The following is a 26,221-nucleotide window of genomic DNA, read 5'->3' on the forward strand; positions in this document are numbered from 1 at the left end:
TCTTATTTTTTAAGTTGGTTCATAACTTCTTCAGCGAAGTTCTCTTCGCGTTTTTCCATACCTTCTCCAACTTCGAAGCGTACGAATGACACGACTTTACCGCCTTTAGATTCTACGTATTTACCAACTTTGAAGTCTGGATCCTTAACGAACGTTTGATCGACGAGGCAGATTTCCTCGAAGAACTTGTTCATACGACCAACGATCATTTTTTCAACGATGTTAGCTGGTTTTCCTTCGTTCAATGCTTGCTCAGTAAGGACTTTTTCTTCACGTGCTTTTTCTTCTTCTGTGACAGAAGTGCGGTCAACGTAAAGTGGACGAGCTGCTGCGATGTGCATTGCAACGTCTTTTGCAACTGTTTCGTCTGTCGTACCTTCGATAACGACGACTGAACCGATGCGTCCACCCATGTGGAGGTAAGAACCGAATGCTGCGTCATCTGCTTTTGTGAAGAGCGCTACGCGACGGAGTGAGATTTTCTCTCCGATTGTAGAAGCTTCTTCTGAAATGTACGTATCGATTGTTTTACCTGCTTCGTATTCAGAAGCGAGAGCTGCTTCAGCAGTCTCAGAACCGTTACGAAGAACCGCATCCGCGATGTTTTGAACGAGTGTTTGGAAACGTTCGTTTTTCGCGACGAAGTCTGTTTCTGAGTTGATTTCGACGAGTGCTGCTTTGTTTCCGTCAACTGCAACTGCAGTCAATCCTTCAGCTGCGATACGATCGCCTTTTGCCGCTGCTTTAGCGATCCCTTTTTCACGCAAGAAATCTACTGCTGCGTTCATGTCACCGTCAGTTTCAACGAGTGCTTTTTTGCAGTCGAGCATTCCTGCACCTGTTTTTTCACGAAGTTCTTTAACCATTGCTGCTGTAATAGCCATTCGATATTCCTCCTTATAACGTCCTTAGTTTCAAAAAAAAGGTGATAAAAGGTCGATTCCCTTTATCACCTGGCATCACGAATTACTCAGCGTCTGCTACTACTTCTTCAGTAGTTTCAGGTGCTACGTTATCTTCGCCTTGTTTAACTTCGAGGATTGCGTCAGCCATTTTACCAGTGAGCAATTTGACTGCACGGATCGCATCGTCGTTCGCTGGGATGACGTAGTCGATTTCGTCTGGATCACAGTTAGTATCAACAATCGCAACGATTGGGATGTTGAGTTTATGTGCTTCTGCAATCGCGATACGCTCTTTGCGTGGGTCAACGATGAAGAGTGCATCCGGAACGCCTGGCATATCTTTGATACCGCCGAGGAATTTCTCAAGACGAGTCATTTCTTTTTTAAGAATGATGACTTCTTTTTTAGGAAGAACTTCGAATGTACCGTTCTCTTCCATTTTTTCGAGTTGTTTCAAACGGTTGATACGTTTTTTGATTGTAGAGAAGTTCGTGAGAGTTCCACCCAACCAACGTTCGTTGATGAAGTATTGACCTGCACGGATCGCTTCTTCTTTCACAGTGTCTTGAGCTTGTTTTTTCGTACCAACGAAAAGAACGTTTCCGCCTTCAGACGCTACTTCACGGATGAAGTTATATGCTTCGTCTACTTTTTTGACCGTTTTTTGAAGGTCGATGATGTAGATTCCGTTCCGTTCTGTGAAGATGTATTTTGCCATTTTTGGGTTCCAACGGCGTGTTTGGTGACCGAAGTGTACACCAGCTTCTAACAATTGTTTCATCGAGATTACTGCCATGATGAATTCCTCCTTTTGGGTTTTGGATGTCCTCCGCGATGATCGTCTGTCCAGCTAACCTATTAAAGGCACCGCAGCTGGCGATACATGCGTGCGTAATTAACACCGTAGACTAATATAGCATAAAGATTAACGAGGAGCAACCTTCGTTTGATGAGAAAGTTTGGCAATCAAAGCGACCTCACCCGTCCCTCGATTCAACGACCGCGCAAGTGTCTCAAGATCCGCTCCATCTCGTAAAGCCTGTTTGACATCTGTCAATGGAGGTTCCTTTGAAATCGACTGCTCCATTTCACGGATTTCCGTCTTTTCATACGTAGCCGCCTGCACCATTTGTGGAGATACATCAGTCACTTGATCGCTTTGTTCATTCGATTCCTTCATCGATGTCTCCGTCATGGCGTTGACATGTTCCATGAAATGCAACAGGATTTGCTCCGTCTCATTTTTTTCACGTTCTAAGCGCGTGATCCGGTCTTTGAGCGCTGCCTGCTGGCGAAACAACACCAGCAGCGCATAACAGACAAGAGCAGCTAATAAGATATAAACGACAGTCATAATTCTTCCTTTCACATGGCGACACGATCTGCTAAGTAGGCACTTCCGAGCGCGTTTTTCAACTTACGAAGTGCTTTTGAATGGATTTGTGAAATACGAGACGTGGATAGTCCAAGGACTTCACCAATTTCAGTCAATGTCAATTCCTCATAATAAAATAACGAAACGACGAGTTGTTCCTTTTCCGACAGTCCTTCTACTTCCTCCGCCAGTTTAGCAATTAATTCACGCATCAACAACATATCTTCCGGAGTAGCAGTATCTGGATCAAGATAGGAGACGGTCATCGCTTTCCCCTCATCCTGTAACGTGACTGCTTCATCAATCGATAATACATTCGCAAAATAACTTTCTGCTAGTGCACCCTTGACCTCGTCTGGCGTCATATCGACGATGGAAGAAACTTCGTCTAACGTCGGTGTCCGTTGCAAGGATTGTTCTAGGATCTCGACTGCTGCCTCGACCCGTTTTGCTTTTTCCCGTAACGAACGTGGTAACCAATCGATTTTACGAAGTCCATCCAAAATGGCTCCTCGAATCCGAAAGGCGGCATACGTGTCGAATTTATTATTATGATTTTGATCGAATTTTTGAAGCGCATCGTACAATCCCATCATCCCTAAACTTTTTAACTCGTCTCGGTCGACACTTTTAGGTAATGTCGCACTTAAGCGCTGAACATGGTATTGAACAAGTGGTTCATAATTGTGAAGTAACAGGTCAGCCACCGCAATATCGCGAGTGGTCAGCCATCGATCCCAAAGTTGTTGTAATTCCTCACGCATGACCATTCCTCCTCTAGATTTCCAGCGTCCCGACATTCACCGTCCGGATGACGAGACGCCCTGATTGTGAGTGGAACTCGATCGTTCGTCCATTCGTGCCGCCAACATCTTCAGCAACGAGTGGAATTTTGACTTGTTGTAGCATGGTTTTGACGGCAGCGATGTTACGTTCGCCAATCCGCATCGATTCATGCTCATACTTAAATTGAAACATTTGAGCACCGCCAGCAATCTTCGCACGTAAGCGAATTGCTCCGCTTGCTCGTAGTTGACGGGCTACTTCTAAAATTGCTGTATCGGCAAACTTCCCGACTTCAAGCGCCTGATTTCGACTAATCGCTGAATCGGGCAACATGACGTGCGCCATGCTCGATAACCCTCGTTCTTGATCGTAAATGACGACGCCTACACACGATCCGAGTCCTGCTGTCCGTAAAATGACGGGGTGTTTACTGATGGCATATTCCGCAATGCCAATCCGTACGATTTCATCCATTCATGTCCACACCCAATCGTTCGAAGACGGTCTGAAAAGCATTAGCTTCAGGCAACAGGAGTAAGTATCCGGTCAAATCGTTTCCCGCACTAGACAGATGCGTATCGATATAGACAGCCATATTTCCTGGTGTCGTCGATTCTAGCAAGGCTACTTCAAGTAATGCACCGACCATGTCAAATGCCGAAGCAGGTACACTGACGTGAAGGGATAAATCGAGCCAATCCGATATGGAGCGCGCGTACGCCCCTATCAAAATATTCCCAATTTCTTCCCAAGCGGAAACCCCCATTTCGTGGGAATCGGAAAAAAAGTGGAATTCCGTCTGCATCAACTGGCTAACCAGCTTCTCTGCATCACGAAGTGGCATTAAAAAAAGTAACGTCGCTTGAATATCTCCAGAAAAACGCAATAGCGCACCTGCTGTATACGTCTCCGCTCCTCCACTTCGCTCGATGATCGTAGAAAAATCCTCAAGCTCAGCGGAAGGTACTTCGATCTCGATCGGTTGTCCGAGTAAGGTGGAGAGTGCTGTCGCAGCGTGACCGGCTCCAATGTTTCCGACTTCCCGTAAAATATCCCGTTCATTTGGATTAAGCATGTACGATGTCCTCAAATAGACGATTCGGTTCAATCAGCGAAAACAATTGCTGATCGCCTTTTGCGACCGCAGTCAAATATGAGGCATCCTCCTGCTTTTGCTCACTGAGCGGCTCGATGCGAACATCAGTTGATTCGACGACTTCATTTGCACGGTCGACGATGAACCCCGCATCTCCGTGCTCCAAAGTGGCAATGATGATGCGTGTCTCTTCCGTCTCCTCCATCGTCTCGAATCCAAGACGAGCACGTAGATCAATTACGGGAGTGACGACACCACGCAAATTAATGACCCCTTTGACATAAGAGGCAGCGTTCGGAATCCGTGTGATCGGGATGAGTCGTTCGATTGAACGAACAGACTGTACATCGATACCATATGCATTATCTTCTAATTGAAAAACAACCCATTTTTGTTCCATCTTCGTTCCCCTCACTTCCGTAATAGTGCATTGCTGTCAATGATCAACGCGACTTGTCCATCTCCAAGAATCGTCGCACCAGAAATAGCACGAATACCTTCTAGATAACTGCCGAGTGGTTTCATGACGATTTCCTGTTGACCAATCAATTCGGATACGATCAATCCTGCTAATTTTTCACCACTTCGGACGACGACGACCGAATAGGCTTCTGCTTCATGTTGCGGCAATCCGTAAACTTCGTTTAACGAAATGAGTGGAACTAATTGTCCGCGGAAATCGAACACTTTTTCCCGGTGCGCTTGTAAAATAGCTGATTTCTTTAAAGATGTCGTCTCGATGATAGCAGTCAGTGGAATCGCATACGTTTCTTGTCCGAGCTCAACGAGCATGGCTGAGATAATGGATAGTGTTAACGGTAAACTGATGCGGAAAATCGTTCCTTCTCCGCGCCGCGTCTCAACGAATACTTCTCCGCCAAGTGATTCAATCTTCGATTTGACGACGTCTAGACCAACACCACGACCAGACAGGTCAGTGACTTCTTCTGCCGTTGAGAAACCAGGGGCGAACAAGAGCATCGAAGCTTCTTCAATCGTTAATTGCATTGCTTCTTCTTCCGTGATCAATCCTTTTTCAATGGCAATTCGTGTAACGCGCTCATGATTGATACCTGCTCCGTCATCTTCAATCTCGATGAAGACTCGGTTTCCGGAATGATAAGCACGCAACGACAGATTTCCTTCGACCGGTTTATTCGCTAAAATTCGTTCTGCTTTGTTTTCGATTCCATGGTCAATCGCGTTACGAATTAAATGAACGAGTGGATCACCAATCTCATCGATGACCGTACGATCAAGTTCCGTCTCTGCACCTGTAATGTGTAATTTAATATGTTTTCCAACATCCTTCGATACGGATCGCACCATTCGTGGGAAACGATTGAATACTTGTTCGATCGGCATCATCCGTAACGTTAAAACGAGTGATTGTAATTCGTTCGTGCCACGTTTGATGCGTTCGACCGTATCTGTTAATTCAGGAGAACTGACTTCTGCTGCAATGCGTTCCAAACGTCCGCGGTCGATGATGAACTCTTCGAACAGATTCATCAAACGATCGATTCGCTCCAGATTGACACGAATCGTTTTCGAAGCAACCGGTGCAGATAAGTCTGTTTGTTCTGATGACTCTGATTTAGGTGTCGTTGCAGCAATCGGTGTCGCTACAGGAACTTCCTGTGGAAGCGTTGACGTTGCGACTTCCGCCTCCGGTGCTGCTTCAAACGTCTCAATCGTCACCAAAGCAACTTCCGATACAGAAGCGACAGCTTCTTGAATGACTGCTTGTTCTTGTTGCGTCACGAATAAAACAGAGAATGACGTCTCAAAATGTTCTTGCTCCAGTTCATCAGATGTCGGATTCGACAAAATGACATCTCCTAGCTGTTGTAAACGATCAAAGACCATGTAGACACGTGCCGCTTTTAAGATGACGTCTGCTGAAAGTTCGACTTGGACGATATAGGCTTGATAACCTGACGCAATCGATTGTTTGACGACTGCTTCCGAATAGACATCGCATTCGAACGTTTGCGATGCTGTCGATTGCGTAACCGGAATGACTTCTTCTTGATTGGGACGAATGAACTGTTGTAACCGTTTTACGGTTTCCGTAACATCGAGTTTTCCTTTTCCACCGCGGCTGATGTCTTCTACCATCGTCTCAAGTTGCTCAGCAGCTACGAATAAAACATCAATCAACTCAGCTGTAGCAGGTTGTTTCTTCGATCTGACTAAATCAAGGGCGCTCTCCATCTCATGCGTCAAATCAGCGATCGCATCATATCCCATCGTTCCTGCCATCCCTTTTAGCGTATGGGCAGAACGGAAAATTTGATCGATGACCGCTTCATCGTCTAATCGTTCTTCAAAAACCAATAAGCTTGTGTTAATAGCTTGTAAATGCTCCATCGACTCATCGAGGAACAACCCCACATATTCATTTAAGTCCATGACTGATACCCTCCTTTAATCTTAACGGACATGATCTTTTCGTTTTTTCAGACGATGTAACAATCGATCTAAAAACTTCCGTTCTTTGACTTGTACACCTGTTAGAGACGTCGTGATATGATCGAGTCGCCAACTGACGTCACTCGTTCGATCCATCAAGTAAAATGGCATCTGTGCCTTGACTGCTTTGACGACTGTCGGATCTTCCGGCAAAAAACCGGTAAAGCGCAGTGGCTTTTGTAAAAATTGTTGGCTGACGAGCGCTAGTCGATCAAACGTTTCAAGTGCTTCTCCACCATTCGTCGCCCGATTGACGACTACGGAAATCGGAAGATCCGTCGCATGATGGTGTGCCAGTTTGACGAACGCATAACCGTCCATGATTGAAGTCGGCTCTGGCGTGACGATCAACCAGGCTTCGTCTGCACTACTGATAAAATCGAACGTCTGATGATTGGCGCCGGCTCCTAAATCGAGCAACACAAAATCATACTCATAGAAAAATTGGAATTCCCGCAGTAGGAACACGACATCCTCCTTCGTCAGATTCGTCAGTTCCGCAAATCCACTCCCGCCATGAATGAAATGAAGGGATGGCGACTGTTCAACGATTGCGTGCTGGAGTGATTCTCGTCGTTTGACGCATTCCATCAAGGATGACTTCGATGATTTACCGAATAGAATACCAATGTTCGCCATCCCGATATCAAGATCAATCAAGAGTACTCGTTTTTCTTGTAACGATAATGCCACGCCAAGATTTACCGCCACATTCGTTTTTCCGACGCCACCTTTTCCACTCACAATCGCAATCGTCTTTGTTTCCTTGACCGTCACTTTTGAGCGTAGGACACGTGCTTGATCTTCTCGCATCATCTCATCCCTCTCTCGACGATCATTCGGGATAACTCATCCGCAGTAGCGAACGTGATGTCTTCTGGCACTTCTTGCCCCGTCGTCACACAATAGATGGGTAACTCCGTCTCTGTCATGAGTCCGAACATCGACCAGAGTTCACTCGTTTCGTCCGCTTTCGAAAATACGATCCCTGATAAGGGAATATTACTGAAACGATCGTGGATCTGTAATAAATCTCGATATTTAGCTGTCAAACTAAGGACTAAGAAGACGTCCGTATCCTCAAAGTCATGACGACTTCGTAATTGCTCTACGTACGCTTCATCAAGAAAATTCCGTCCCGCTGTATCAACAAGTACGATATCGCAGGTCGCGAGCGCCTGCTTCGCTCGTTCGAAATCTTCCAAGTCGTACGCAACATGAATCGGAATGCCCAATATATCTGCGTATGTCTTCAATTGTTCGATTGCTGAGATCCGGTACGTATCTGTCGTGATGAGACCGACTCGTTGATTTTTAATGAGCGTATGATGGGCAGCGAGTTTAGCGATAGTTGTCGTCTTTCCGACACCAGTCGGTCCTGTCAGCATGATGTATCGTGCAGTAGACGTTGTTATACGTAGTGCCGACTTAACTTCCTCCGTCAAAAGATCCGTTAATTCTGTTTGTTGCGTCTGATAATACGAAGTCAGTAATCGCTCATGTAGTTGTTCCGACACCTGCTGTAATGCTGGTTCTGCCAATAAAGGTGCATAATGTCGTAATTCTTTCGGTAACGGTCGTTCACCGACCGTAACGATTGTCGGACGCATTGGGATCGGTTGGATTGTTTCCACAATGTCCTTTCGACTCGTTGTTTGCTTCGAGACAATCGGTTCGTTCGAGACGTGTTCATCAACTGACGCGACAAGCTCTACTTTTTTCTTCGCAAATAAACCAAAAATCCCACCCACTTTAATGTGGCGCGTATTTAATATGATGGCATCGTTACCGAGTTCGCGTTTGATGCGTTCCATGGCTTCGCTAACGGAATTCGCCGTGACTTTTTTGACTATCATCGCTTAAATCACCCCAATACTCTTGACTTCAATTGTCGGCATCAACTCGTTATATGACAAAATTGGAACATCCGGGAAATAGCGCTCTGTCAATTGGCGAACGAACATCCGGATACTTGGAGAAGCCAGGATGATTGGATGTGCCCCGTAACGTTCGAATTCGATTGCTCGCTCTTGCAACGTCTCAATGAATCGTGTCGCTTTTTCGGGATCAAGCGCTAAATAATTACCGAATTCCGTCTTTTGAATAGCCGATTGAATGTCGAGTTCCATCTCACTTGAGACCGTCACAACATGTAATACCTCTCCTTGCATGACCTGTTCTGTAATTTGACGCGACAAGGACTGACGGACATACTCAGCAAGCAGTTCACTATCTTTTGTCACCGTTGCATAGTCCGCGAGTGTTTCGAAAATCAACGGTAGATTTCGAATCGAGACTTTCTCTTTTAATAATTGCACGAATACTTTTTGAAGTTCCCCGATGGATAACAGTTGTGGTGTGACTTCCTCGACTAGAATCGGATGTGATTCCTTCAAATGATCAACCAACTGTTTCGTCTCTTCTCGACCGAGTAACTCAGCTGCATGTTTCTTCAAGAGCTCCGTTAAATGTGTCGCAACGACAGATGGTGGATCAACAACCGTATAGCCTGACATTTCTGCTCGGCTCCGTGTCTGTTCATCAATCCAGAGCGCCGGCATACCGAATGCCGGTTCGACCGTATCGATGCCGCGGATTTCTGGATCATCGACACCTGGGCTCATCGCCAAGTAATGATCCAGTAATAGCTCTCCACTCGCCATCTCACTTCCACGAATCTTGATTCGATACTGGTTCGGGGATAACTGAAGATGATCGCGAATCCGAACGGTCGGTAGAACGAATCCAAGTTCAAGTGCCAGTTGTCTTCGAATCATGACGACACGATCAAGTAAGTCTCCCCCTTGTGCTTCATCAGCGAGTGGAATCAAACCGTAACCGAATTCGAATTCAATCGTATCGACATTCAGTAAGGAAATGACTGATTCGCTTGAACGTAAGTTTTCGCTTGGTGCTTCTTCGACAGCTACTTCTTCTTGCATCGTCTTCGTCGTCTGCTTCATCCGCCAAGCAAAGAATCCGAACAACGCTGCAATCGGCATCGTGACGTAATCTGGAATCGCCGTGAACAATCCGAGTAAGAAAATCGCTCCTGCTGCAATTCCAACGAGGAGTGGTGTCCGTGTCAATTGACCGATGACATCTTCACCGAGATTTCCGTCAGATGTCGAACGGGTGACGATGATACCGGTCGCAACTGAAATCAATAGCGCAGGAATCTGACTGACGAGACCATCACCAACTGTTAGCAATGTATACAGTTCGACTGAATCCGTCAGCGGTAATCCTTGCTGGACGACACCGATGATCATTCCGAAAATCAAGTTGATGATGACGATGATGATTCCGGCAATCGCATCTCCTTTAACGAACTTCGATGCCCCGTCCATCGCACCATAAAAGTCTGCTTCAGACTGAATCTTTTGACGACGAGTCCGTGCTTGGAGTTCGTCGATCATACCGGAATTTAAATCGGCATCGATTGCCATCTGTTTACCGGGCATCGCATCAAGCGTAAAACGTGCCGACACTTCTGAGACTCGTTCCGATCCCTTTGTGATGACGAGAAACTGAATCAAAACGAGAATCAAGAAGACAACGAAGCCGACGAGAGCATTACCGCCGACGACGAAGTCACCGAATGCTTCAATGACTTCGCCACCGTTTCCGTTTGACAGAATCGCCCGTGTTGTCGAGACGTTAAGTGCCAGACGAAACAGTGTAACGATCAGTAATAGTGTCGGAAAGACAGAAAACTCTAGTGCCTCTTTAGCGTTCATCGCAACGAGTAATACCATCAAAGCAATTAAGATATTGATGATGATTAAAAAATCGAGCATGATAGCAGGCAGTGGAATGACGAGCATGAAGACGATCATGATGACGCCTAGCAGAACGGTTAAATCTCGTGTTGATATACTCATGATGCTTCATCCTTTCATTTTGCTTGTTTCAGTTGATAGACAAAGGCGAGTGTTTCAGCGAGCGCCTGATAGAACGTTTCATCCACTGCCATACCAATTTCTGATTGTGCGAACAACGCCCGCGCAAGCGGACGGTTTTCAACAATCGGGACATCAGCTGCTGTCGCCTTCTCCCGAATCCGGAACGCGACAGCATCTACGCCTTTTGCAACGACGATCGGTGCCATATGTTTTCCATCGTCGTACTGGATCGCTACCGCATAATGCGTCGGGTTCGTGATGACGACATCGGCATTTGGTATTTCTTGCATCATCCGCCGCATCGCCATCTCCCGTTGTTGTTGTTTGATTTTTCCTTTGATTTGAGGATCACCCTCCGTATTCTTATGCTCATCCTTTAAATCCTGTTTACTCATTCGGATCGACTTCTCGAAATCAAATTTTTGATAAGCAAAGTCAAGAATAGCTAACGCGATCAAGGCAATACTGACCGACAAACCAAGTAAGAATGTTAAATGACCAATGATAGCTAAAGCATCGCCGATTGGTTCCGAGGTTAACCGTGAAATCTCGACCTTGTTGTTCCATAAGACCGTTCCACTCGTCACACCGATGACAAGCAGTTTAAACACCGATTTTAAAAATTCGACAAGTGCTTTGACGCTGACGATGCGTTTGACACCTTGCAGTGGATTAATACGATCTAGTTTAGGTTGAATCGCTTCACCACTTAAGAGCGCACCAATTTGGACGAAGTTCCCGAGAATACCAATGACGACCGCTGTTAAGAAGAACGGTGCGACGAGAATACCCATCTGAATCAGCATCTCAACTAAAATCTGTTCAATTCGTCCCGCCTCGACAGCCTGCAAGACTTGGCTGGCACTGAGACCGTCTTGCAACACGAGTACGAATCGTCGCCCTAGAAACGGACCGAAAAAATAGAGGACGAGAAACATCGCGAATAACATGATACTACTCGTCAAATCCGCTGATTTTGCGACCTGTCCTTTTTTGCGAGAGTCATCCCGCTTTCGAGGTGTCGCCTTTTCCGTCTTCTCACCAGCGAAGTACTGAAGGTCAAGGCGTAATCGATATGTATACATCTCCTTAACCTCCTAGTAATCGAATGGCATCTGCAAGTACATCTTGTAGTAATGGGACGAATCGACCGATTCCTGTGATCGTTGCACCTGCTAATAAAAACAGAATCGCGTATCCCATCAACAGTTTGACGGAAAAACCAATGGCAAAAATATTGAACTGGGGTGCTGTTTTCGCTAGGAAACCGAGTGCGAGATCGACTAAAAATAGTGAAACGACCAGTGGCATTGCCATTTGTAAGGCAGTCAACATCGCAAGACCGACGACACGGATGACAAGACTCATTCCTGCGTCGCCCGATACCGCAATCAGGCTACCTGGCGGAAAAATTTGAAAACTCGTGTAGATACCGTCAAGTAAAATCAGGTGCATATCAGAAGCGAGCAGGACAAGTAATGTCAGCATGTAATAAAATCGTCCAACGATGGGGGACTGTCCACCAAACATCGGATCATAAGCCGAAGCCATCGCAAGTCCCATCTGCAAATCGATGATCGAACCAGCAATTTGTGGGGCATACAATAAAAAACTGGCAAGTAACCCTAGAGCTAGACCAATCAGGACTTCCGTTCCCATTCGAAAGAAAAAATCGAAGTCTTCTACGCGGACATCTGTTTTCACAGCGTAACTAGCAAAGTAAGATAGACCTGCCGCCAGCGCTAATTTATGTTGCGCCGGTAGTTGCTTTGACGAAAACAACGGAGCCGCAACGAGAAAACCGACGATTCGTCCAAAAACGAGCAGAAAGACACTCAGGAAAGAAAGTAACGTCATTTTCGGGAAACCTCAGCGATTTGCTTAAATAAATCAATCGTAAAGGTCTGTAACTCCTGCATGATCCAAGGACCGAAAAAAACGAGTGCTAAAAAGACGGCAACGATCTTTGGAACGAACGATAACGTCTGTTCCTGAATCTGAGTCGTCGCCTGTAAGATACTTACGAGCAGACCGACAACGAGCGAGACGAGTAACAAGGGGGCCGATACTTTTAATAATGTCCAGACAGCAGAACTTGCTAGCTGAATAATCATTTCTTGAGTCATCTTCTCTCCCCCTAACGCATACTGACAAGCAACGATTCAACGATCAGGTGCCAGCCGTCAACTAAAATAAATAACAATAACTTAAACGGTAACGCAATCATGACCGGCGGCAACATCATCATCCCCATCGACATCAGGACACTTGAGACGACCATGTCTATGACAAGGAAAGGAATGAAGATCATAAATCCAATTTGAAACGCCGTTTTTAATTCACTGATCGCATATGCTGGAACAAGTGCGACAAGTGGGATGTCTTCAATCTTTTCCGGTTTTTCATAATTACCGTATTTTAAGAACAACTCTAAATCGTTCGTTCGCGTGTGCTTCGACATGAATCGTTTCATCGTATCTCCCGCTTTATCAAATGCTTCATCTTGACTGATTTTATCTGCCATATACGGTTTAAGAGCCGTTGTGTTTAATTCAGATAAAACGGGCGACATGACGAACAGCGTGATGAACAAAGCAAGACCGACGAGTAGCTGGTTCGGTGGGGTCTGTTGTGTGCCAAGAGCTGAACGGACGAACGATAACACGACGACGACACGCGTAAAACAGGTCATCAGAATAAGTAATGAAGGAGCCAGTGACAACAACGTCAACAAAACGAGTAGTTTAATCGATGTCGCTGTTCCTGACGGAGTATCAAGTGAAATCAGATTTTCAATCGTATTCATGAGCGCCCTCGATTCTTTTGCAGTTGTTCGAGTTGTTGTTTAAACGTCTCAAGAAACGGTGAAGGCGATGATTTAGAGGAAGACTCTTCCATATCCATCGGTTCGTATCCTTCTAGATCATCGAGTGTATCCAATAGTTGTACGTTCTCACCAACGCCTACGACATAAATCTTGTCCTGCACCTTAACTAATTGAACCGATCGATCTTTACCAAGTGGCACACCACCTAGATGAGTCAATCGACCAGAATGTCTGACACCTCGTGTCCGTTCATGGATGAATCGTGTCACGAGGATGAATCCGCCGATCAAAACGATCAGAACGACGACTCCTTTAAAGATGGTCAACGCCATGGAAGGACTCTCATCGACTTGCTGAGTCGTCGGTGCATCACTCTGAGTTGGATTCAATTTTTCTTCGACCGTTTCAGCCTGGACAGGTAGCGCGAGCAGAAACAGGAGACAAATCAGCAAAGTCACTTTTTTCATGACGAGACAGTTTTCGAGACCGCTTCAAGCACACGATCCGCTTGGAACGGTTTGACGATGAAATCTTTCGCACCTGCTTGAATCGCGTCGATGACCATCGACTGTTGCCCCATTGCCGAACACATGATGACTTTAGCAGCCGGATTGAATGCTTTGATTTCTTTAAGTGCAGAGATTCCGTCCATTTCAGGCATCGTAATGTCTAGCGTGACGAGATCCGGTGTCAATTCCTTATATTTCGAGACGGCTTCGCGTCCGTTTTCTGCTTCACCGACGACATCATAGCCATTCTTCGATAGGATTTCCTTGATCATCATCCGCATGAAAGCGGCGTCGTCTACGATTAATACTTTTGCACTCATATTAGTTCCTCCTTAGAACATCCGAAGACGTTCTTTTGTATTTACGATTTCCGTAATGCGTACACCGAAGTTCTCTTCGATGACGACCACTTCACCCGTTGCGATCAATGTATTGTTGACAAGAACATCAACTGGTTCCCCGGCAAGCTTATCCAGCTCGATGACAGAACCTTGTGTTAATTCCAATATGTCACGAACGGAGCGGCGTGTCCTTCCTAACTCAACCGTGACGTTCAACGGAACATCATATAACATTCCGATATTTCCTGGCGTGCCCTCTACTTCCATCTCACCTAACTGACTAAATTGAACCGGACTGACACCGACTGGCGTTGCTTTCGGTTCAGGTGGTGGGGCAACCGTTCGTTGTTCCATCACTGGAGTTGGTGTTGGTTGCGCTTGTGGTTGCGCTTGTGTCGTAGCTTGTGGTGCTGGTTCTGCTTGTTGGGTCGTACTCGCACTAAAGAGCTTTTGAATCAATTGCTTCGAAAAGTCTAACGGTGCTAATTGAACGATTTTTGAGTCAATCATCGTGCCAATCTTCAGATCAAACTCGATGATGACCATGTTTTCCCAAAGAGAAAAGCTATCGACGATGCTCTTATCTTGTGAAAAATCAAAGATTTCCACTGCAGGTGGCGAGATATCGATTCGCATGGAGAACACAGTCGACATCGATGTCGCAGCAGCTCCCATCATCTGATTCATTGCTTCCTGTACAGCAGATAGAGCAATCGGGTCCATCTCAAGCGATTCATCAATGACACCATCGCCTCCCATCATCAGGTTCGCAATGACAGAAGCATCTCGCTGTGTCAGGATCAGGACATTTTCTCCTTTAAATCCTTCCGTATAGCCGACACGCAACGCGACGTGCGGAATCGGATAACGACTTCGTAATTCTTCCATCGAAATCATTCGGACGTGTGGAGTCGTAATCTCTACTTTTTGATTCAACAATGCCGATAAAGCAGTTGCTGAATTACCAAGTGAGATGTTTCCGACTTCCCCTAGCGCATCGATTTCCATATCATCTAATATTTCCTCTGCGTCCGAATCTTGCGGTTCATCGTTTGATGGTGTTCCGCGTAACAACGCATCGATTTCATCTTGCGAAAGCATATCGCTCATGTTATTCCTCCTCAATTCGTTGTAAGACTTGCAAAGCGAGGTGTTTCCCGTTTAGTCCCGGTCGGGCTTTGAACATCTTCCGGTCATCGACGAATACATCGACGGCATCCGAGGCTCGTGTCTTCAGGGATAAACAATCGCCTACTTCGAGGTGTAACAATTCACCAAACGAAAGCTCTGTTTGGCCGAGCACTGCTTTTAAATCGACGACGGAACTCATCAACTGCGTTTGCATGTGTTCAGACTCTTGATTATCTGCTGTCGTTCGTTTTTCTTGTTGCATCCAATAATGACTTGATAATTTCGGAAGAACGGATTCAAGGGTCACGAACGGCAAACAGACATTCAATGTACCGCTCACTTCTCCAACCGTTACGTAAATCGATACGAGGATGACCGTCTCATTCGGAGAAACGAGTTGTAAAAACTGCGGATTGATTTCTAAATCGTCGTACTCCGCCTCGACTTCCGTCACCGACTCCCAAGCAGCTCCGTATTGGACAAAAGCGCGCTTAAAGAGTTGCGTCAGTATCCGCGTCTCGATTTCAGTTAAGTTCTCGATCTTGTTCATTCCTTCACCCGGTCCTCCGAGTAAACGGTCAAGCATCGCATAGGCAATGTTCGGGTTGACTTCAAACAAGACTTTACCGTCAAGTGGATGCAGGTTCACTAAATTGATCAACGTCATGTTCGGAATGGAATGAATGAATTCATCATAAGGCAGTTGCTCGACTGTATTGACCGTGAACTGGACGTACGTCCGAAGTTGTGCAGAAAAATGTGTCGTCAACACTCGGGCGAACTGTTCATGGATACGCGTCAAATTCCGTAATTGGTCTTTTGAAAAGCGGAGTGCTCGTTTGAAGTCATAGACTTTGACACGACGCTGCTCCTCTTGGCTTCGGATTTCCTCGACTTCCATATCTCCGCTTGAAATGGCTGATAGCAAGGCATCGATTTCATGTTGGGATAATACTTCGCTCATGCTGCCACCTCACTGGATGATTTTTTTCGTCGTATAGACACGCTGGACATCACCTTCTTGGATGAGCTTCTTGAACTGCATCCGCAACCGTTCTTCGAGTTTCTCCATATCCGCTTTTGAGTCTAAGTCCGACTTTTTCATCGCAGATAAATCACCTAAGATGATGTTATTGATTTGAAACTTTCGTAATTCTAAATCATCACGCGTAGCTTGATCGTCCGTAACGATCGTAAATTGGACATTCAAGAACCGTTCGTCTGCGATGTTCGTCGTCAAGTCGTCTGTCTGAAGACTTCGTGCATCAAGTTCTTCACCAGTCGGCTGTTCGACTTTGGCTTCTGTCGTATCATTAGCTAAAAAGTAATTCATGATCATGTAACCTGCCCCAACCATCAGTGCTGCGACAATGATCATGATTAAAGGGATTTTTAATTTACTCTTCTTCTTTTCCTCGGCCATCTTCGAGCCTCCTTACACTGTTCAAGCCCGCTAATCCGATTTGTTTATAAAAAGCGATTGCGATTGCCTTGACCTCTTCTATTGATTCCTTCACGACATAAATCTGTCCGCCAACGAGTTGAATCGTCGTATCCGGAGTAGAACGGACAGATTCGATCAATATGGCGTTTAGTACGAGTGGTGCATTACGTAATGTCGTTAGCGTAATCATCGTTTCAGGTTGACCAATTCCTCAAGAACTTGGTCAGAAGTCGTGATGATTCGCGTATTCGCTTGGAAACCACGTTGGGCAATGATCATCTCCGTGAACTCTTCTGATAAGTCAACGTTTGACATCTCAAGTGTTCCAGATGTCAATTGCCCCATTCCGTTTAAGCTCGGTGTTCCAAGTACTGGCTCACCTGAGTTTTGTGACGCTGCGAAGACGTTGACACCTGATTTTTCTAAACCACCTGGGTTAGCAAAGTTAGCGATAGTAATATATCCAACATTTTGTAGTGCACCTGTCGTATCCACATAAGTAACGAGGCCATCTTTCCCGATTGATAGGTTACGTGCATCAGTCGGTACTTTTAGTTTTTGGAACCCTGCGCCACCTGCTTCTGGAAGTGGTACTGGTGGCGTACCGTTTGCAGCTCCTTGTGTTCCAGTACCAACCAAGTAGTTTCCATCACCTGTAACCAAGTTTCCATCAAGATCGGTATAGAAGTTACCAGAACGCGTATAGCGGATCCCTTCTGCCGTAACGACTTGGAAGAATCCTTCACCCGAGATCCCGACGTCAAGCACACGACCTGTGTTTTGGAGTGCTCCTTGGTTATAGACATTATCGACTGTTGACATCGATGCTCCGAGACCGACCTGTTTCGGGTTCGTCCCACCGACATTACCACCAGCACCGGATGATGAACCAACCGATTGACTGACAAGATCCTTAAACGTGACTCGACCCTTTTTGTAACCGAACGTGTTGACGTTCGCAATGTTGTTACCGACGACATCAAGCTTCGTTTGGAAGTTCTTAAGCCCACTAATTCCCGAGTACATTGAACGTAACATTATTTTTCCTCCTTTGATTGAATCTGAGTCAGTTCATAAACACTAATCTGTTTTCCGTTCGATAATTCGGCCATGATATCTAGCCCATCCCTTTTTACGCTAACGACACTGGCTGTCTCTTCGACGGTCGTCGTCTGCTCGGCTCCTGAAGCATCAGTTGTCTTCGACTCCGCTTCATAAGTAACTTTTTTGCCAATCAGATTACTGTAAGAGAGTAACGCTGTCGCATGTTGATTCAACACCATCGTGTCCATCGTCTTACCGATTGTTTGCATCTGTTCAAGTGAAGAAAACTGCGCCATCTGAGCAATGAAATCCTTGTCTTCCATGGGAGCCGTCGGATCTTGATTCGACAGTTGTGCAATCAGAATCTTCATGAACATGTCCTTATCCATCGCTTTATTCGTTGGTACTTGTGACTTTTCAGGAAGTTGGTATGAACTACCGTCTGTTTTTATCGCATCAGTCATCGTCTTCCTCCTCTTCTTCCTCTATCGGAACAGGGGTCTCTTGTTGAGGAGACTCGTGTTCCTGCTGATCACGTGTGAAGGACTGTTGAAAATCTCGCGTACTAGAAGCAATCATCCCTGTCTCAATCTTCACGACAGGAGTCTGTTGGTGCAACGCTGTCTGTAATTTCCCGAGTTGTTGCTCAATCGATTGCTTCGCTTGCTCGGTACTCGCAAACAGTTTGACGGTCAATGCTCCCTCCTTACGATCGAGTTGAACGACGACCTCTCCAAGCTGTTCAGGATATAGACGAATCGATAATCGCGTTGATCCATCAGCTCCTTTTAGAAATGGCGCTTGCTGAAGTGCAGCTTCAATCCGTTGTTGAATCTGTTCCGGTACTGGTAAAGGCACTGGACGAATCTGTTGAACGGTAGCCCCTTTATAAATTGGCATGCTCATCGGAAGCGATACAACTTTTCCTTCTGGATCAACTGGCATGGTCGTTTTCCGAACGAGTGAAGCAATCGCTAACGGGAGCGGCGTCTTCCCTTTCACTTGCTCTGCTACAGCTACAATGTCCGGCTTGACTGTCTCAACCGTACGAGTTGTTTGCGGTAACGTTTGCTTTATAGGTAATGCGGAGACGACACTTTCAATCGTCGGGAGTGGCGGTTGCTTTAAGTTATTTAGGTTGTGCTCTTTTATTTTGATCGTATCGTTCGTCACTGTCTGTAAAACGAATTGCTGCAACGATGGTGGCAATTGGTCGAATTGACTTTTCGCCTGCTCGACATTTCCGTCAAGCAATTGTTTAACGAACGCTAGTAGTTGTTCCATTTTTTTGGGTTCATGTTTTAGCGTCTCTACTTCCGGTTGTTTCAGTAAAGAGAGAAGCTCGTCTGGTTGATCTACGAGTTGTTGAATAAAATCTGGCAATGGTGGTGTCTCTGTTTTCAATTCGAGTTCTGTTGTGTTTGATGTCGCAGCAGAGACTGGTGACGGTAACGTCGCCGGTAACTTGGTCAGATAATCTAGTAGCGAGGCGAATTGACCACCGACCGTCGTCATCTCTCCCTTTTTCCCTGTTCCGGTGTTTAAGTTTGGGGAGGATGGTTGCGTTACTTCCGTCATATTCATCAGGCTTCCCTCCTTACTTCGTTGCGAGTAATTGCGTTAAGGCTGCCGCTTTTTTAGCATCCATCTTAGCGATGATCGCTGCCTGTTGTTCCGCATCGATGTCCTCGATGATCGGTACGACTTCTGTCGGACTAAGTTCGTTTAAAATGAGTGCCGCATCCTTTGGTGCCATTTCAGCATAGACATCAGTAACGGACGCCGCTTTTTTCTTCGTCGTCTTCGTTTGATCCGTTGTTGCCGGAGTTGGAGTTTGCTTTAAACGATCCCGCTCAGCAATCAAACGTTCGACTTCCTGTTCTTTGGCTTTTAAGGTGTCCGATTGTTCCTTACTTTGATTGCGTAATTTCTTAATTTCTTGATTCGCGACTTTCAGACGACGTTCGAGTTCTGCTGACGGATTCGTCAGACTCGTAGTCGTTTTGTCGGTTGCGAACGGTAAGGATAATAGAGGACGTCCATTCGCATAATTTAATACGAAATAAGCCGTCAGTAAGATTAAAATCAAAGGGATGATTAATAAAGGCAAAACCCATCCTTTTGACGTTTTGTTTTCACTCATATCATCCGTCCTCTTCCGAACTGTAACAATGCCAGTTCGTCTAATTGATTTTGTTCCGTCAATGCCTCAATCCGTTTCGTTTCAACTGTATGATTCTCTTGGAGACGACTGAATTTCTTCTCTTCGATTAATGCTCGTTCCAGTGATTCTTGGGTTCGTTCATAGCGATTTTTCGATTGCGTCACGTACAGTTGTTGTCGTTCGATTTCCTGCTTTACGACATCTCGCGCTCGCTCTCGATATTGCGAAGACATTAATTCGACGGTACCAATCTCATCTTGTGCCTTCAGAAAGGACTCATAACGGACAAGCAGATGATATAACTTTTCGACTTCGAGCTCATATTGCTTTTTATGAAAGCTCAGTTCTTTTGCAACGCGATCTTTCTCCGCTTCTGCTAAAGGAATGATTCGTTCATAAATCGTCTTCATCTTCCGTCCTCCTTACTGAATCGTTGCCATGAGTTGATGACATGCCGCTTCGAAATCACTGTCTTCGTGAATCTGTTGTTTCAAGAAACGAATCAATTCCGGATATTTATCGACAGCACGATCAATCTCCGGGTTCGTTCCTTTTTTGTACGCGCCGATGTTGATTAAATCCTCTGAATCAAGATACGTAGATAACAGCTGACGAAAAGCGACGGCAGCTGCTTTTTGTTCAGACGTCGTAATTTGGTTCATGACACGACTGATCGACCGTAAGACATGAATGGCCGGAAACTGACCTTTGTTCGCAAGATTACGATCAAGAACGAAGTGACCGTCTAAAATCCCTCGTACGGCGTCAGCAATCGGTTCATTCATGTCATCTCCATCAACGAGTACAGTATAAAATGCAGTAATGGAGCCATCTTGTGTCTTCCCGCTACGTTCGAGTAGTTGAGGAAGTAATGCGAATACGCTTGGTGTATATCCTTTTGAAGCGGGTGGTTCCCCTGTCGCAAGACCGATTTCTCGCTGCGCCATCGCAAAGCGAGTGACCGAATCCATCATCAAGACAACGTTTTTCCCTTGATCTCGAAAATATTCAGCGATTGCCGTTGCCGTATAGGCACCCTTTAGACGAACGAGTGGTGGTTGATCACTTGTCGCTACGACCAAAATGGATCGCTTCATCCCTTCTTCACCAAGCTCTGCCTCTACGAACTCTTTTACTTCTCGTCCTCGTTCACCAATCAAGGCAATGACATTAATGTCTGCTGTCGATCGTTTCGCAATCATTCCGAGTAATGTCGATTTCCCAACACCCGATCCTGCAAACAGACCCACACGTTGTCCTTGACCAACAGTGAGTAGTCCATCGATGGCACGAATACCGGTCGAGAGGACATCACTGATACGAGGACGTTCGAGCGGACTCGGTGGTTTACGAACAATTGATGTCGTTCGTAAATCCGTTAATGACTCACCGTCCAGTGGTCTTCCAAGCCCATCGAGCACCTTCCCGATCAGTTCATCTCCTACAGGTACGTGGAGTGGTTTTCCTGTCGCAAGAACGATTGATCCTGGAGCAATCGATGTCGTTTCCCCGTACGGCATGAGAAGGACGTGTCCTTCTCTGAACCCGACGACTTCTGCTTCGATCGTCTGACGTTGTTGGATGTGGATCAAACAACGTTCTCCGATTGCTACAGCCGTCGGTCCACGTGATTCAATCATCAGTCCAATCACTTGAACGACCTTTCCTGAATGTTGAACCAATTCTTCCGGACGAATTTCTCGAACTGCAGCTTGCATCGCATTGAGGTTAAACATGATGTAAAACCTCTTTAATTTTAGTTTGTAGTGCTTCAAAGCCACTTGTTAAACCACCTGTGATGGCTCCGTTCTCCGAGTCAACCCGATAATCACGTACTTTTAACGCCGGGTCGAATCGTAATTGAATCGTCGCATTCGCACCGAGAACACCTTGAAGTCGTTCTTCAAGCAAAACGACTCGTTCGAAATCTGCTGGTGAAGCGTAGATGATGATTTTTTCACGATCTCGGAACTGAATGATCAATTGATGTAACAATTGGTATAACGCCTCTTCTTCTTCATCATGTAACTTTTCTAAAAATTGATGTGTCACTTGTAGTCCAAGAACACATAATTCATGTTCCAATCGCATCAACCGCTCTTGATTCTGCCCTTCTAATCGAGCAGCAAAAGTATTCGTCGTTGCAATCTGCTCTTCGAAGATGGCTTGTCCTTCCGCACGACCCGCTTCAAATCCCGTCTGATATCCTTCTTCATATCCTCGTTGACGTGCGTCCTCTAGCGCTTGTAGACGTTCTTGTTCGAACTGCTGCTGACGTTGTTGGAACTCATCGAGCATCGACTGGTGAAGACGTTCCAGTTCAGCGTGACCTTCCGCCATCCGTTCTTCGTAGAACGTATCTGGAACGATAGCTGGTTCTTCCTGAGCACTTCGAATCTGTACGAGCGTTCGCTCCTGTCGTTCAATGACAGATTGTCTTTTGATGACGTTAGACAACAATATCATCTCCTCCACCACGAGCAACGACGATTTCACCCATGTCTTCTAAGCGGCGGATGATTCCGACGATTCGACTTTGTGCTTCTTCGACGTCTCGGAGACGAACAGGACCCATGAATTCCATATCCTCTTTGAACGATTCGACCATCCGCTGTGACATGTTGCGATAGACCATATCCTTGACGTCGTCTGACGATACTTTGAGTGCCAGGAGTAGATCTTCGTTCGATACTTCGCGAATGATACGCTGAATCGCCCGTGCATCGAGCGTAACGATATCTTCGAAAACGAACATCCGTTTTTTGATTTCTTCTGCGAGTTCCGGATCCTGAATCTCGAGCGTATCGAGAATCGTTCGTTCCGTCGTCCGGTCGACTCCATTCAACACTTGAACGACAGCTTCGATACCGCCAGATTGCGCAAAATCTTGCATGCCTGCTTGCGACAGATTCCGTTCGAGAATTTGCTCTACTTCGCTAATGATCTCCGGATTCATTCGGTCCATCGTCGCAATCCGCCGTGCTACATCGGATTGTGCTTCTGCCGGGAGCTCCGAGAGAATTTGTCCTGATTTAGCAGGATCGAGGTGAGCAAGAACGAGTGCAATTGTTTGTGGATGTTCATTTTGAATGAAGTTCAAAAGTTGTTTTGGATCTGCCTTCCGAGCAAACTCAAACGGTCGGACTTGTAACGTCGACGTCAGGCGATAGATGAGCTCCATCGCCTTCTCTTCACCGAGCGCTTTTTCAAGAACGGATTTAGCAAATCCGATTCCACCCTGCGTAATATAATTTTGCGCTGTTGCTAATTCATGGAACTCATCGAGGACGATTAACTTATCTTCTGGATCGACTCGTTTCATACTTGAGATTTGAAGGGTCAACCATTCCATCTCTTCTTCCGATAAATGTTTATATACACTGGCAGCGACTTCAGGACCTAACGAAATCATGAGAACCGCAGCCTTTTCACGACTGTTCATTTCCAGCTTCTTCATCTCATCAATCCTCCGCTAACCAAGTACGTAATAATTTCGCAAACTCATCCGGGTTGGATTCAGCGAGTTTTTCAAGCTGTTTGCGTTTGACGGCACCATCGCTTGTGTCTTCTGTTGAGAGCTCTGGAATTTCTGTCTCAATCGGTGTCCATTCCTCAAGTTCTTCAATTTCATTTGCTCGACGTCGACGCATAAGGAGAATGACTGCGCCAATGACAAGAATTGCTGCTCCACCAAGTGCGAACCAAACCCACACCGGCGTTGCCGTCGTCGTTTTCGTCGCTGTCGTCGTCTCCGCGAATGGTCGAGACATGACTACGACCTTGTTAGCAAGTTCTGCATCCGTCAGTGTCGTTTTTGCATCCGTCTTCGTTATCGATGTCCGGATGATCGAATACATCATCGTTTGTAGGTCGGTTTGTAACTGTGGATCAATCTGATTTTGACCTTTTGGTGGCTCGACGATAATTTGAATCCCTAAATCACGAATCTCATACGGAGCTCCTGTAATTTGTTTCGTGATTCGATTGACTTCATAGTTGATGATGTCGTGCGTCTTCTCACTCGTATCACCAGTCGCTTCTGTACCTGCTGGGAAGTTCGTCGTCTCATTTTCACCTGTACCAGCCGTTCCGGCGTTCGCAGACCCTGTGTAGGCTTCTGCTACTTTCTCAGCAGACGTTACGATTCCTTCGATTTTATCGGGATCTACTGGTTCAACGAGTTTTTGTTCTTCCTGTCGTTTCGTGACATCGACATCCGCTGTAACGGAAACGAGCGCTTTTTGTGGACCGAGAACAACAGACAGCATCTGCTGAATTTGCTTACGTAAATCGTTCTCTGTCGTTTTTTTCAACGCCATCGGATCCGTTCCACCCGCTGTTTGTGTAGCATTACCAGGTTCATAATACGTAAAGTACTGATCCATGATCGTGATGTTTTCTTCTTTTAGATTCGGAATACTTTTTGCAATCAAATGATAAAGACCTTGAACTGTTTGATTGTTAAGATTACTTCCTGTGCTAGAAGTTAAGACAACAGAGACCGTTGATGTTTCTTTTTCGTCGGAAAGAAAAACACTCTTTTCCGGAAGAGTAATCATGACTTTCGCAGACTCGATACCGTTTACTTGTGTAATCAAGTTTTCAAGTTCTGTCTGCATCGTATCGCGCTCGAGAATATTCATTTCTTTATCAGTCGTTCCGAATCCAGCATTTTCACTAAAGAAGGAATAATCGATTTGACCGGATTTCGGAATACCAGCTGTCGCCAGTTCGACTTTCAGGTTCTCGACATTTGCTTCTGGAACGAGAATCGTCACACCATTTGCTTCACTGACGACTTCCGACGCAATCCCATCTTCATTGAGCTTTTCTGTCACTTGCCCTGCTTCTTGAGGGGACAACTTCGAATAAAGAGGTGTCATCGTCGGTTTAGATAACCAGATGATGGTGACGATCAACGCTGCTAAAACTACGACGATAATCCCTAGAATCATCGCTTTTTTCGCAAGGGACCATTCTTTCCACGTCGTATTCATTGCTCCGAATCGAGCTTTTATTCGTTCGTTCATTCAACATCTCCCACGCTTTCCTTAACAGTCACAGTTGCATACGCATCATTTCTTGATATGCTTCGATGCCTTTGTTACGGACTTCAAGGGCGAGTTGCATAGAAAGCGATGCCTCTTCTGTTTTAATCATGATGTTATGTAGATCTGTCGTCTTCCCTGTCGCCAGGTCCACACGCGCTTGAGAGGAGGCTTTCTGTGCTGTATTCAAACCGTTCATCGCCTCGCTAAGTACTTCACTAAAATCACTTGGTGTCGTCTTTGCAATGGTCTGTGTGGGTAATACCATCTGCATGTTTTGAATAGGTTGAATTGCCATCGTGTCATCTCCTCTGCTTATTTACCAATCTCCATCGCTTTTACGAGCATCGCTTTTGTTGCGTTCAAGGCTGTTACGTTTGCTTCATAAGAACGTGTTGCGCCCATCATGTCGACCATTTCTTTTAAGATATCGACATTCGGCATCTTGACGTATCCAAGTTCATCCGCATCAGGATGCGTTGGGTTATATTCTAATTTGAATGGTTCGGGATCTTTCTTCAATTCACTGACCGTGACACCATTAGCAGTCTCTTTCAAAACAGCAAGTTTTCGAGCATACGGTTGCCACTGACCATTGACGAGCTCGCCTCGTGTCGTTTGCGCATTAGCGATGTTTGCCGAGACCGTATCAAGCCGTAGTCGCTGGGCAGTTAAACCAGATGCAGACGTATGGAATCCGCTAAACATACTCATGGATTATTTTCCTCCTCGGATGACAGACTGAATGCCAGAGAACTTACGATTCAACTGTTCTACCAACGCCTCGTACTCAATTTGATTGCGTGATAATTCAGACATCTCGAGATCGATATCGACACCGTTTCCATCGTTACGCATCGTATTCGGTCGATCGACGATGCTACCAGAAGTTCCGATCGTTGCATGTCGTTTTAAACTCATTTTCATTTCTGAATCTAGAACATCTCCAAAAGTGACACGCTTTGCTTTATACCCAGGTGTATCGACATTTGAGATATTTTTCGCAATGACTTCTTGTGCCATGACCGTTCGATTGACGGCTTGTGTCATTACGTTATAGTCAGACCCTAACCAATTCATCTTCTTTCCTCCACTCACGGAAACTATATTCAAATTCACGAAAAAAGTAAGTCGTTAGTAACATATCTGAAATAATTGAAACAAATAGGTC

General features: G+C 45.7%; 33 protein-coding genes. All 33 read right to left on the reverse strand.

From position 1 onward, the window contains the following. Positions 1–2 precede the first annotated feature (2 nt). The gene (tsf, locus tag K6T22_RS10570) at positions 3–884 is read right to left on the reverse strand and encodes a translation elongation factor Ts (protein ID WP_029342048.1); all 882 of its coding nucleotides are present in this window, start codon (positions 882–884) and stop codon (positions 3–5) included. 82 nt (positions 885–966) lie between these two features. Further along, positions 967–1,701, reverse strand: a complete 735-nt coding sequence (gene rpsB, locus K6T22_RS10575; RefSeq protein WP_012370721.1) for a 30S ribosomal protein S2 — start codon at positions 1,699–1,701, stop codon at positions 967–969. A 129-nt stretch (positions 1,702–1,830) separates the two neighbouring features. Then, the gene (locus K6T22_RS10580; RefSeq protein WP_238237027.1) at positions 1,831–2,259 is read right to left on the reverse strand and encodes a hypothetical protein; all 429 of its coding nucleotides are present in this window, start codon (positions 2,257–2,259) and stop codon (positions 1,831–1,833) included. 11 nt (positions 2,260–2,270) lie between these two features. Beyond that, positions 2,271–3,044 carry a FliA/WhiG family RNA polymerase sigma factor gene (locus tag K6T22_RS10585; protein ID WP_047393832.1) on the reverse strand — a complete coding sequence of 258 codons (774 nt, stop codon included), beginning with the start codon at positions 3,042–3,044 and terminating at the stop codon, positions 2,271–2,273. Between the two features lie 13 nt (positions 3,045–3,057). After that, on the reverse strand, positions 3,058–3,540 hold the full coding sequence (locus tag K6T22_RS10590; RefSeq protein WP_238237028.1) for a chemotaxis protein CheD: 483 nt from the start codon (positions 3,538–3,540) through the stop codon (positions 3,058–3,060). Next, on the reverse strand, positions 3,533–4,141 hold the full coding sequence (locus tag K6T22_RS10595) for a chemotaxis protein CheC (RefSeq protein WP_238237030.1): 609 nt from the start codon (positions 4,139–4,141) through the stop codon (positions 3,533–3,535). Before K6T22_RS10595 ends, K6T22_RS10590 begins: the two co-directional genes overlap by 8 nt. After that, positions 4,134–4,562 carry a chemotaxis protein CheW gene (locus tag K6T22_RS10600; protein WP_238237032.1) on the reverse strand — a complete coding sequence of 143 codons (429 nt, stop codon included), beginning with the start codon at positions 4,560–4,562 and terminating at the stop codon, positions 4,134–4,136. Before K6T22_RS10600 ends, K6T22_RS10595 begins: the two co-directional genes overlap by 8 nt. Positions 4,563–4,573: 11 nt before the next feature. Continuing rightward, complete coding sequence (locus tag K6T22_RS10605; protein ID WP_238237034.1) at positions 4,574–6,577, reverse strand: chemotaxis protein CheA; 2,004 nt, start codon at positions 6,575–6,577, stop codon at positions 4,574–4,576. Positions 6,578–6,598: 21 nt separating this feature from the next. After that, on the reverse strand, positions 6,599–7,453 hold the full coding sequence (locus K6T22_RS10610; RefSeq protein ID WP_050677468.1) for a MinD/ParA family protein: 855 nt from the start codon (positions 7,451–7,453) through the stop codon (positions 6,599–6,601). Beyond that, positions 7,450–8,493: a flagellar biosynthesis protein FlhF gene (locus K6T22_RS10615; RefSeq protein WP_238237035.1), complete on the reverse strand. Its 1,044-nt coding sequence runs from the start codon at positions 8,491–8,493 to the stop codon at positions 7,450–7,452. The genes K6T22_RS10610 and K6T22_RS10615 overlap by 4 nt, the downstream gene beginning before the upstream one ends. A gap of 3 nt (positions 8,494–8,496) precedes the next feature. After that, positions 8,497–10,521 carry a flagellar biosynthesis protein FlhA gene (flhA, locus tag K6T22_RS10620; RefSeq protein ID WP_238237037.1) on the reverse strand — a complete coding sequence of 675 codons (2,025 nt, stop codon included), beginning with the start codon at positions 10,519–10,521 and terminating at the stop codon, positions 8,497–8,499. Between the two features lie 14 nt (positions 10,522–10,535). Further along, positions 10,536–11,627 (reverse strand): flagellar biosynthesis protein FlhB, encoded by a 1,092-nt coding sequence (gene flhB, locus K6T22_RS10625; protein ID WP_238237038.1) that lies wholly within the window; start codon positions 11,625–11,627, stop codon positions 10,536–10,538. Positions 11,628–11,631: 4 nt separating this feature from the next. Continuing rightward, complete coding sequence (gene fliR, locus K6T22_RS10630; protein WP_238237039.1) at positions 11,632–12,399, reverse strand: flagellar biosynthetic protein FliR; 768 nt, start codon at positions 12,397–12,399, stop codon at positions 11,632–11,634. Next, positions 12,396–12,668: a flagellar biosynthesis protein FliQ gene (gene fliQ / locus K6T22_RS10635; protein ID WP_023468705.1), complete on the reverse strand. Its 273-nt coding sequence runs from the start codon at positions 12,666–12,668 to the stop codon at positions 12,396–12,398. Before fliQ ends, fliR begins: the two co-directional genes overlap by 4 nt. Before the next feature lie 11 nt (positions 12,669–12,679). After that, entirely contained in the window at positions 12,680–13,348 is a 669-nt protein-coding gene (fliP, locus tag K6T22_RS10640) for a flagellar type III secretion system pore protein FliP (protein WP_023468706.1), read from the reverse strand. Then, a complete protein-coding gene (locus K6T22_RS10645) occupies positions 13,345–13,836 on the reverse strand; it encodes a flagellar biosynthetic protein FliO (protein ID WP_238237051.1) in 492 nt (163 codons plus the stop codon). Before K6T22_RS10645 ends, fliP begins: the two co-directional genes overlap by 4 nt. Then, on the reverse strand, positions 13,833–14,198 hold the full coding sequence (locus K6T22_RS10650; RefSeq protein ID WP_035407009.1) for a response regulator: 366 nt from the start codon (positions 14,196–14,198) through the stop codon (positions 13,833–13,835). Before K6T22_RS10650 ends, K6T22_RS10645 begins: the two co-directional genes overlap by 4 nt. 12 nt (positions 14,199–14,210) lie before the next feature. After that, positions 14,211–15,329 (reverse strand): flagellar motor switch phosphatase FliY, encoded by a 1,119-nt coding sequence (gene fliY / locus K6T22_RS10655; RefSeq protein WP_238237052.1) that lies wholly within the window; start codon positions 15,327–15,329, stop codon positions 14,211–14,213. Between the two features lies 1 nt (position 15,330). Then, positions 15,331–16,314 carry a flagellar motor switch protein FliM gene (fliM, locus tag K6T22_RS10660; RefSeq protein WP_029342065.1) on the reverse strand — a complete coding sequence of 328 codons (984 nt, stop codon included), beginning with the start codon at positions 16,312–16,314 and terminating at the stop codon, positions 15,331–15,333. Positions 16,315–16,323: 9 nt separating this feature from the next. Then, positions 16,324–16,773: a flagellar basal body-associated FliL family protein gene (locus K6T22_RS10665; RefSeq protein ID WP_029342066.1), complete on the reverse strand. Its 450-nt coding sequence runs from the start codon at positions 16,771–16,773 to the stop codon at positions 16,324–16,326. Further along, positions 16,748–16,984 (reverse strand): flagellar FlbD family protein, encoded by a 237-nt coding sequence (locus tag K6T22_RS10670; protein ID WP_238237057.1) that lies wholly within the window; start codon positions 16,982–16,984, stop codon positions 16,748–16,750. Before K6T22_RS10670 ends, K6T22_RS10665 begins: the two co-directional genes overlap by 26 nt. Continuing rightward, on the reverse strand, positions 16,981–17,832 hold the full coding sequence (flgG, locus tag K6T22_RS10675) for a flagellar basal body rod protein FlgG (RefSeq protein WP_238237059.1): 852 nt from the start codon (positions 17,830–17,832) through the stop codon (positions 16,981–16,983). Before flgG ends, K6T22_RS10670 begins: the two co-directional genes overlap by 4 nt. Next, on the reverse strand, positions 17,832–18,302 hold the full coding sequence (locus tag K6T22_RS10680; RefSeq protein WP_238237061.1) for a flagellar hook capping FlgD N-terminal domain-containing protein: 471 nt from the start codon (positions 18,300–18,302) through the stop codon (positions 17,832–17,834). The genes flgG and K6T22_RS10680 overlap by 1 nt, the downstream gene beginning before the upstream one ends. Then, positions 18,295–19,422 carry a flagellar hook-length control protein FliK gene (locus tag K6T22_RS10685; protein WP_238237063.1) on the reverse strand — a complete coding sequence of 376 codons (1,128 nt, stop codon included), beginning with the start codon at positions 19,420–19,422 and terminating at the stop codon, positions 18,295–18,297. Before K6T22_RS10685 ends, K6T22_RS10680 begins: the two co-directional genes overlap by 8 nt. A gap of 13 nt (positions 19,423–19,435) precedes the next feature. Continuing rightward, a complete protein-coding gene (locus K6T22_RS10690; protein WP_238237065.1) occupies positions 19,436–19,981 on the reverse strand; it encodes a MotE family protein in 546 nt (181 codons plus the stop codon). Then, positions 19,978–20,412, reverse strand: a complete 435-nt coding sequence (locus K6T22_RS10695; protein WP_238237067.1) for a flagellar export protein FliJ — start codon at positions 20,410–20,412, stop codon at positions 19,978–19,980. Before K6T22_RS10695 ends, K6T22_RS10690 begins: the two co-directional genes overlap by 4 nt. 12 nt (positions 20,413–20,424) lie before the next feature. Continuing rightward, a complete protein-coding gene (fliI, locus tag K6T22_RS10700) occupies positions 20,425–21,720 on the reverse strand; it encodes a flagellar protein export ATPase FliI (RefSeq protein ID WP_238240102.1) in 1,296 nt (431 codons plus the stop codon). 10 nt (positions 21,721–21,730) lie between these two features. Continuing rightward, positions 21,731–22,468 carry a FliH/SctL family protein gene (locus K6T22_RS10705; RefSeq protein WP_238237069.1) on the reverse strand — a complete coding sequence of 246 codons (738 nt, stop codon included), beginning with the start codon at positions 22,466–22,468 and terminating at the stop codon, positions 21,731–21,733. Beyond that, positions 22,452–23,459, reverse strand: a complete 1,008-nt coding sequence (fliG, locus tag K6T22_RS10710; RefSeq protein ID WP_238237071.1) for a flagellar motor switch protein FliG — start codon at positions 23,457–23,459, stop codon at positions 22,452–22,454. Before fliG ends, K6T22_RS10705 begins: the two co-directional genes overlap by 17 nt. A gap of 4 nt (positions 23,460–23,463) precedes the next feature. Further along, positions 23,464–25,032 carry a flagellar basal-body MS-ring/collar protein FliF gene (fliF, locus tag K6T22_RS10715; RefSeq protein WP_238237073.1) on the reverse strand — a complete coding sequence of 523 codons (1,569 nt, stop codon included), beginning with the start codon at positions 25,030–25,032 and terminating at the stop codon, positions 23,464–23,466. 28 nt (positions 25,033–25,060) lie between these two features. After that, complete coding sequence (gene fliE / locus K6T22_RS10720) at positions 25,061–25,348, reverse strand: flagellar hook-basal body complex protein FliE (RefSeq protein WP_238237075.1); 288 nt, start codon at positions 25,346–25,348, stop codon at positions 25,061–25,063. Positions 25,349–25,365: 17 nt separating this feature from the next. Then, a complete protein-coding gene (flgC, locus tag K6T22_RS10725; protein ID WP_238237076.1) occupies positions 25,366–25,764 on the reverse strand; it encodes a flagellar basal body rod protein FlgC in 399 nt (132 codons plus the stop codon). 3 nt (positions 25,765–25,767) lie between these two features. Further along, on the reverse strand, positions 25,768–26,130 hold the full coding sequence (gene flgB / locus K6T22_RS10730) for a flagellar basal body rod protein FlgB (RefSeq protein WP_029342079.1): 363 nt from the start codon (positions 26,128–26,130) through the stop codon (positions 25,768–25,770). Positions 26,131–26,221: the final 91 nt, after the last annotated feature.

The sequence above is a fragment of the Exiguobacterium acetylicum genome, from assembly GCF_022170825.1.
Taxonomy (GTDB): domain Bacteria; phylum Bacillota; class Bacilli; order Exiguobacteriales; family Exiguobacteriaceae; genus Exiguobacterium_A; species Exiguobacterium_A acetylicum_B.

What these genes read in the sequence shown, in the direction of transcription:
- tsf (WP_029342048.1), bottom strand. Translation starts at nt 884, where the DNA reads ATGGCTATTACAGCAGCAATGGTTAAAGAACTTCGTGAAAAAACAGGT.
- rpsB (WP_012370721.1), bottom strand. Translation starts at nt 1,701, where the DNA reads ATGGCAGTAATCTCGATGAAACAATTGTTAGAAGCTGGTGTACACTTC.
- K6T22_RS10580 (WP_238237027.1), bottom strand. Translation starts at nt 2,259, where the DNA reads ATGACTGTCGTTTATATCTTATTAGCTGCTCTTGTCTGTTATGCGCTG.
- K6T22_RS10585 (WP_047393832.1), bottom strand. Translation starts at nt 3,044, where the DNA reads ATGCGTGAGGAATTACAACAACTTTGGGATCGATGGCTGACCACTCGC.
- K6T22_RS10590 (WP_238237028.1), bottom strand. Translation starts at nt 3,540, where the DNA reads ATGGATGAAATCGTACGGATTGGCATTGCGGAATATGCCATCAGTAAA.
- K6T22_RS10595 (WP_238237030.1), bottom strand. Translation starts at nt 4,141, where the DNA reads ATGCTTAATCCAAATGAACGGGATATTTTACGGGAAGTCGGAAACATT.
- K6T22_RS10600 (WP_238237032.1), bottom strand. Translation starts at nt 4,562, where the DNA reads ATGGAACAAAAATGGGTTGTTTTTCAATTAGAAGATAATGCATATGGT.
- K6T22_RS10605 (WP_238237034.1), bottom strand. Translation starts at nt 6,577, where the DNA reads ATGGACTTAAATGAATATGTGGGGTTGTTCCTCGATGAGTCGATGGAG.
- K6T22_RS10610 (WP_050677468.1), bottom strand. Translation starts at nt 7,453, where the DNA reads ATGATGCGAGAAGATCAAGCACGTGTCCTACGCTCAAAAGTGACGGTC.
- K6T22_RS10615 (WP_238237035.1), bottom strand. Translation starts at nt 8,493, where the DNA reads ATGATAGTCAAAAAAGTCACGGCGAATTCCGTTAGCGAAGCCATGGAA.
- flhA (WP_238237037.1), bottom strand. Translation starts at nt 10,521, where the DNA reads ATGAGTATATCAACACGAGATTTAACCGTTCTGCTAGGCGTCATCATG.
- flhB (WP_238237038.1), bottom strand. Translation starts at nt 11,627, where the DNA reads ATGTATACATATCGATTACGCCTTGACCTTCAGTACTTCGCTGGTGAG.
- fliR (WP_238237039.1), bottom strand. Translation starts at nt 12,399, where the DNA reads ATGACGTTACTTTCTTTCCTGAGTGTCTTTCTGCTCGTTTTTGGACGA.
- fliQ (WP_023468705.1), bottom strand. Translation starts at nt 12,668, where the DNA reads ATGACTCAAGAAATGATTATTCAGCTAGCAAGTTCTGCTGTCTGGACA.
- fliP (WP_023468706.1), bottom strand. Translation starts at nt 13,348, where the DNA reads ATGAATACGATTGAAAATCTGATTTCACTTGATACTCCGTCAGGAACA.
- K6T22_RS10645 (WP_238237051.1), bottom strand. Translation starts at nt 13,836, where the DNA reads ATGAAAAAAGTGACTTTGCTGATTTGTCTCCTGTTTCTGCTCGCGCTA.
- K6T22_RS10650 (WP_035407009.1), bottom strand. Translation starts at nt 14,198, where the DNA reads ATGAGTGCAAAAGTATTAATCGTAGACGACGCCGCTTTCATGCGGATG.
- fliY (WP_238237052.1), bottom strand. Translation starts at nt 15,329, where the DNA reads ATGAGCGATATGCTTTCGCAAGATGAAATCGATGCGTTGTTACGCGGA.
- fliM (WP_029342065.1), bottom strand. Translation starts at nt 16,314, where the DNA reads ATGAGCGAAGTATTATCCCAACATGAAATCGATGCCTTGCTATCAGCC.
- K6T22_RS10665 (WP_029342066.1), bottom strand. Translation starts at nt 16,773, where the DNA reads ATGGCCGAGGAAAAGAAGAAGAGTAAATTAAAAATCCCTTTAATCATG.
- K6T22_RS10670 (WP_238237057.1), bottom strand. Translation starts at nt 16,984, where the DNA reads ATGATTACGCTAACGACATTACGTAATGCACCACTCGTACTAAACGCC.
- flgG (WP_238237059.1), bottom strand. Translation starts at nt 17,832, where the DNA reads ATGTTACGTTCAATGTACTCGGGAATTAGTGGGCTTAAGAACTTCCAA.
- K6T22_RS10680 (WP_238237061.1), bottom strand. Translation starts at nt 18,302, where the DNA reads ATGACTGATGCGATAAAAACAGACGGTAGTTCATACCAACTTCCTGAA.
- K6T22_RS10685 (WP_238237063.1), bottom strand. Translation starts at nt 19,422, where the DNA reads ATGAATATGACGGAAGTAACGCAACCATCCTCCCCAAACTTAAACACC.
- K6T22_RS10690 (WP_238237065.1), bottom strand. Translation starts at nt 19,981, where the DNA reads ATGAGTGAAAACAAAACGTCAAAAGGATGGGTTTTGCCTTTATTAATC.
- K6T22_RS10695 (WP_238237067.1), bottom strand. Translation starts at nt 20,412, where the DNA reads ATGAAGACGATTTATGAACGAATCATTCCTTTAGCAGAAGCGGAGAAA.
- fliI (WP_238240102.1), bottom strand. Translation starts at nt 21,720, where the DNA reads ATGCAAGCTGCAGTTCGAGAAATTCGTCCGGAAGAATTGGTTCAACAT.
- K6T22_RS10705 (WP_238237069.1), bottom strand. Translation starts at nt 22,468, where the DNA reads ATGATATTGTTGTCTAACGTCATCAAAAGACAATCTGTCATTGAACGA.
- fliG (WP_238237071.1), bottom strand. Translation starts at nt 23,459, where the DNA reads ATGAAGAAGCTGGAAATGAACAGTCGTGAAAAGGCTGCGGTTCTCATG.
- fliF (WP_238237073.1), bottom strand. Translation starts at nt 25,032, where the DNA reads ATGAACGAACGAATAAAAGCTCGATTCGGAGCAATGAATACGACGTGG.
- fliE (WP_238237075.1), bottom strand. Translation starts at nt 25,348, where the DNA reads ATGGCAATTCAACCTATTCAAAACATGCAGATGGTATTACCCACACAG.
- flgC (WP_238237076.1), bottom strand. Translation starts at nt 25,764, where the DNA reads ATGAGTATGTTTAGCGGATTCCATACGTCTGCATCTGGTTTAACTGCC.
- flgB (WP_029342079.1), bottom strand. Translation starts at nt 26,130, where the DNA reads ATGAATTGGTTAGGGTCTGACTATAACGTAATGACACAAGCCGTCAAT.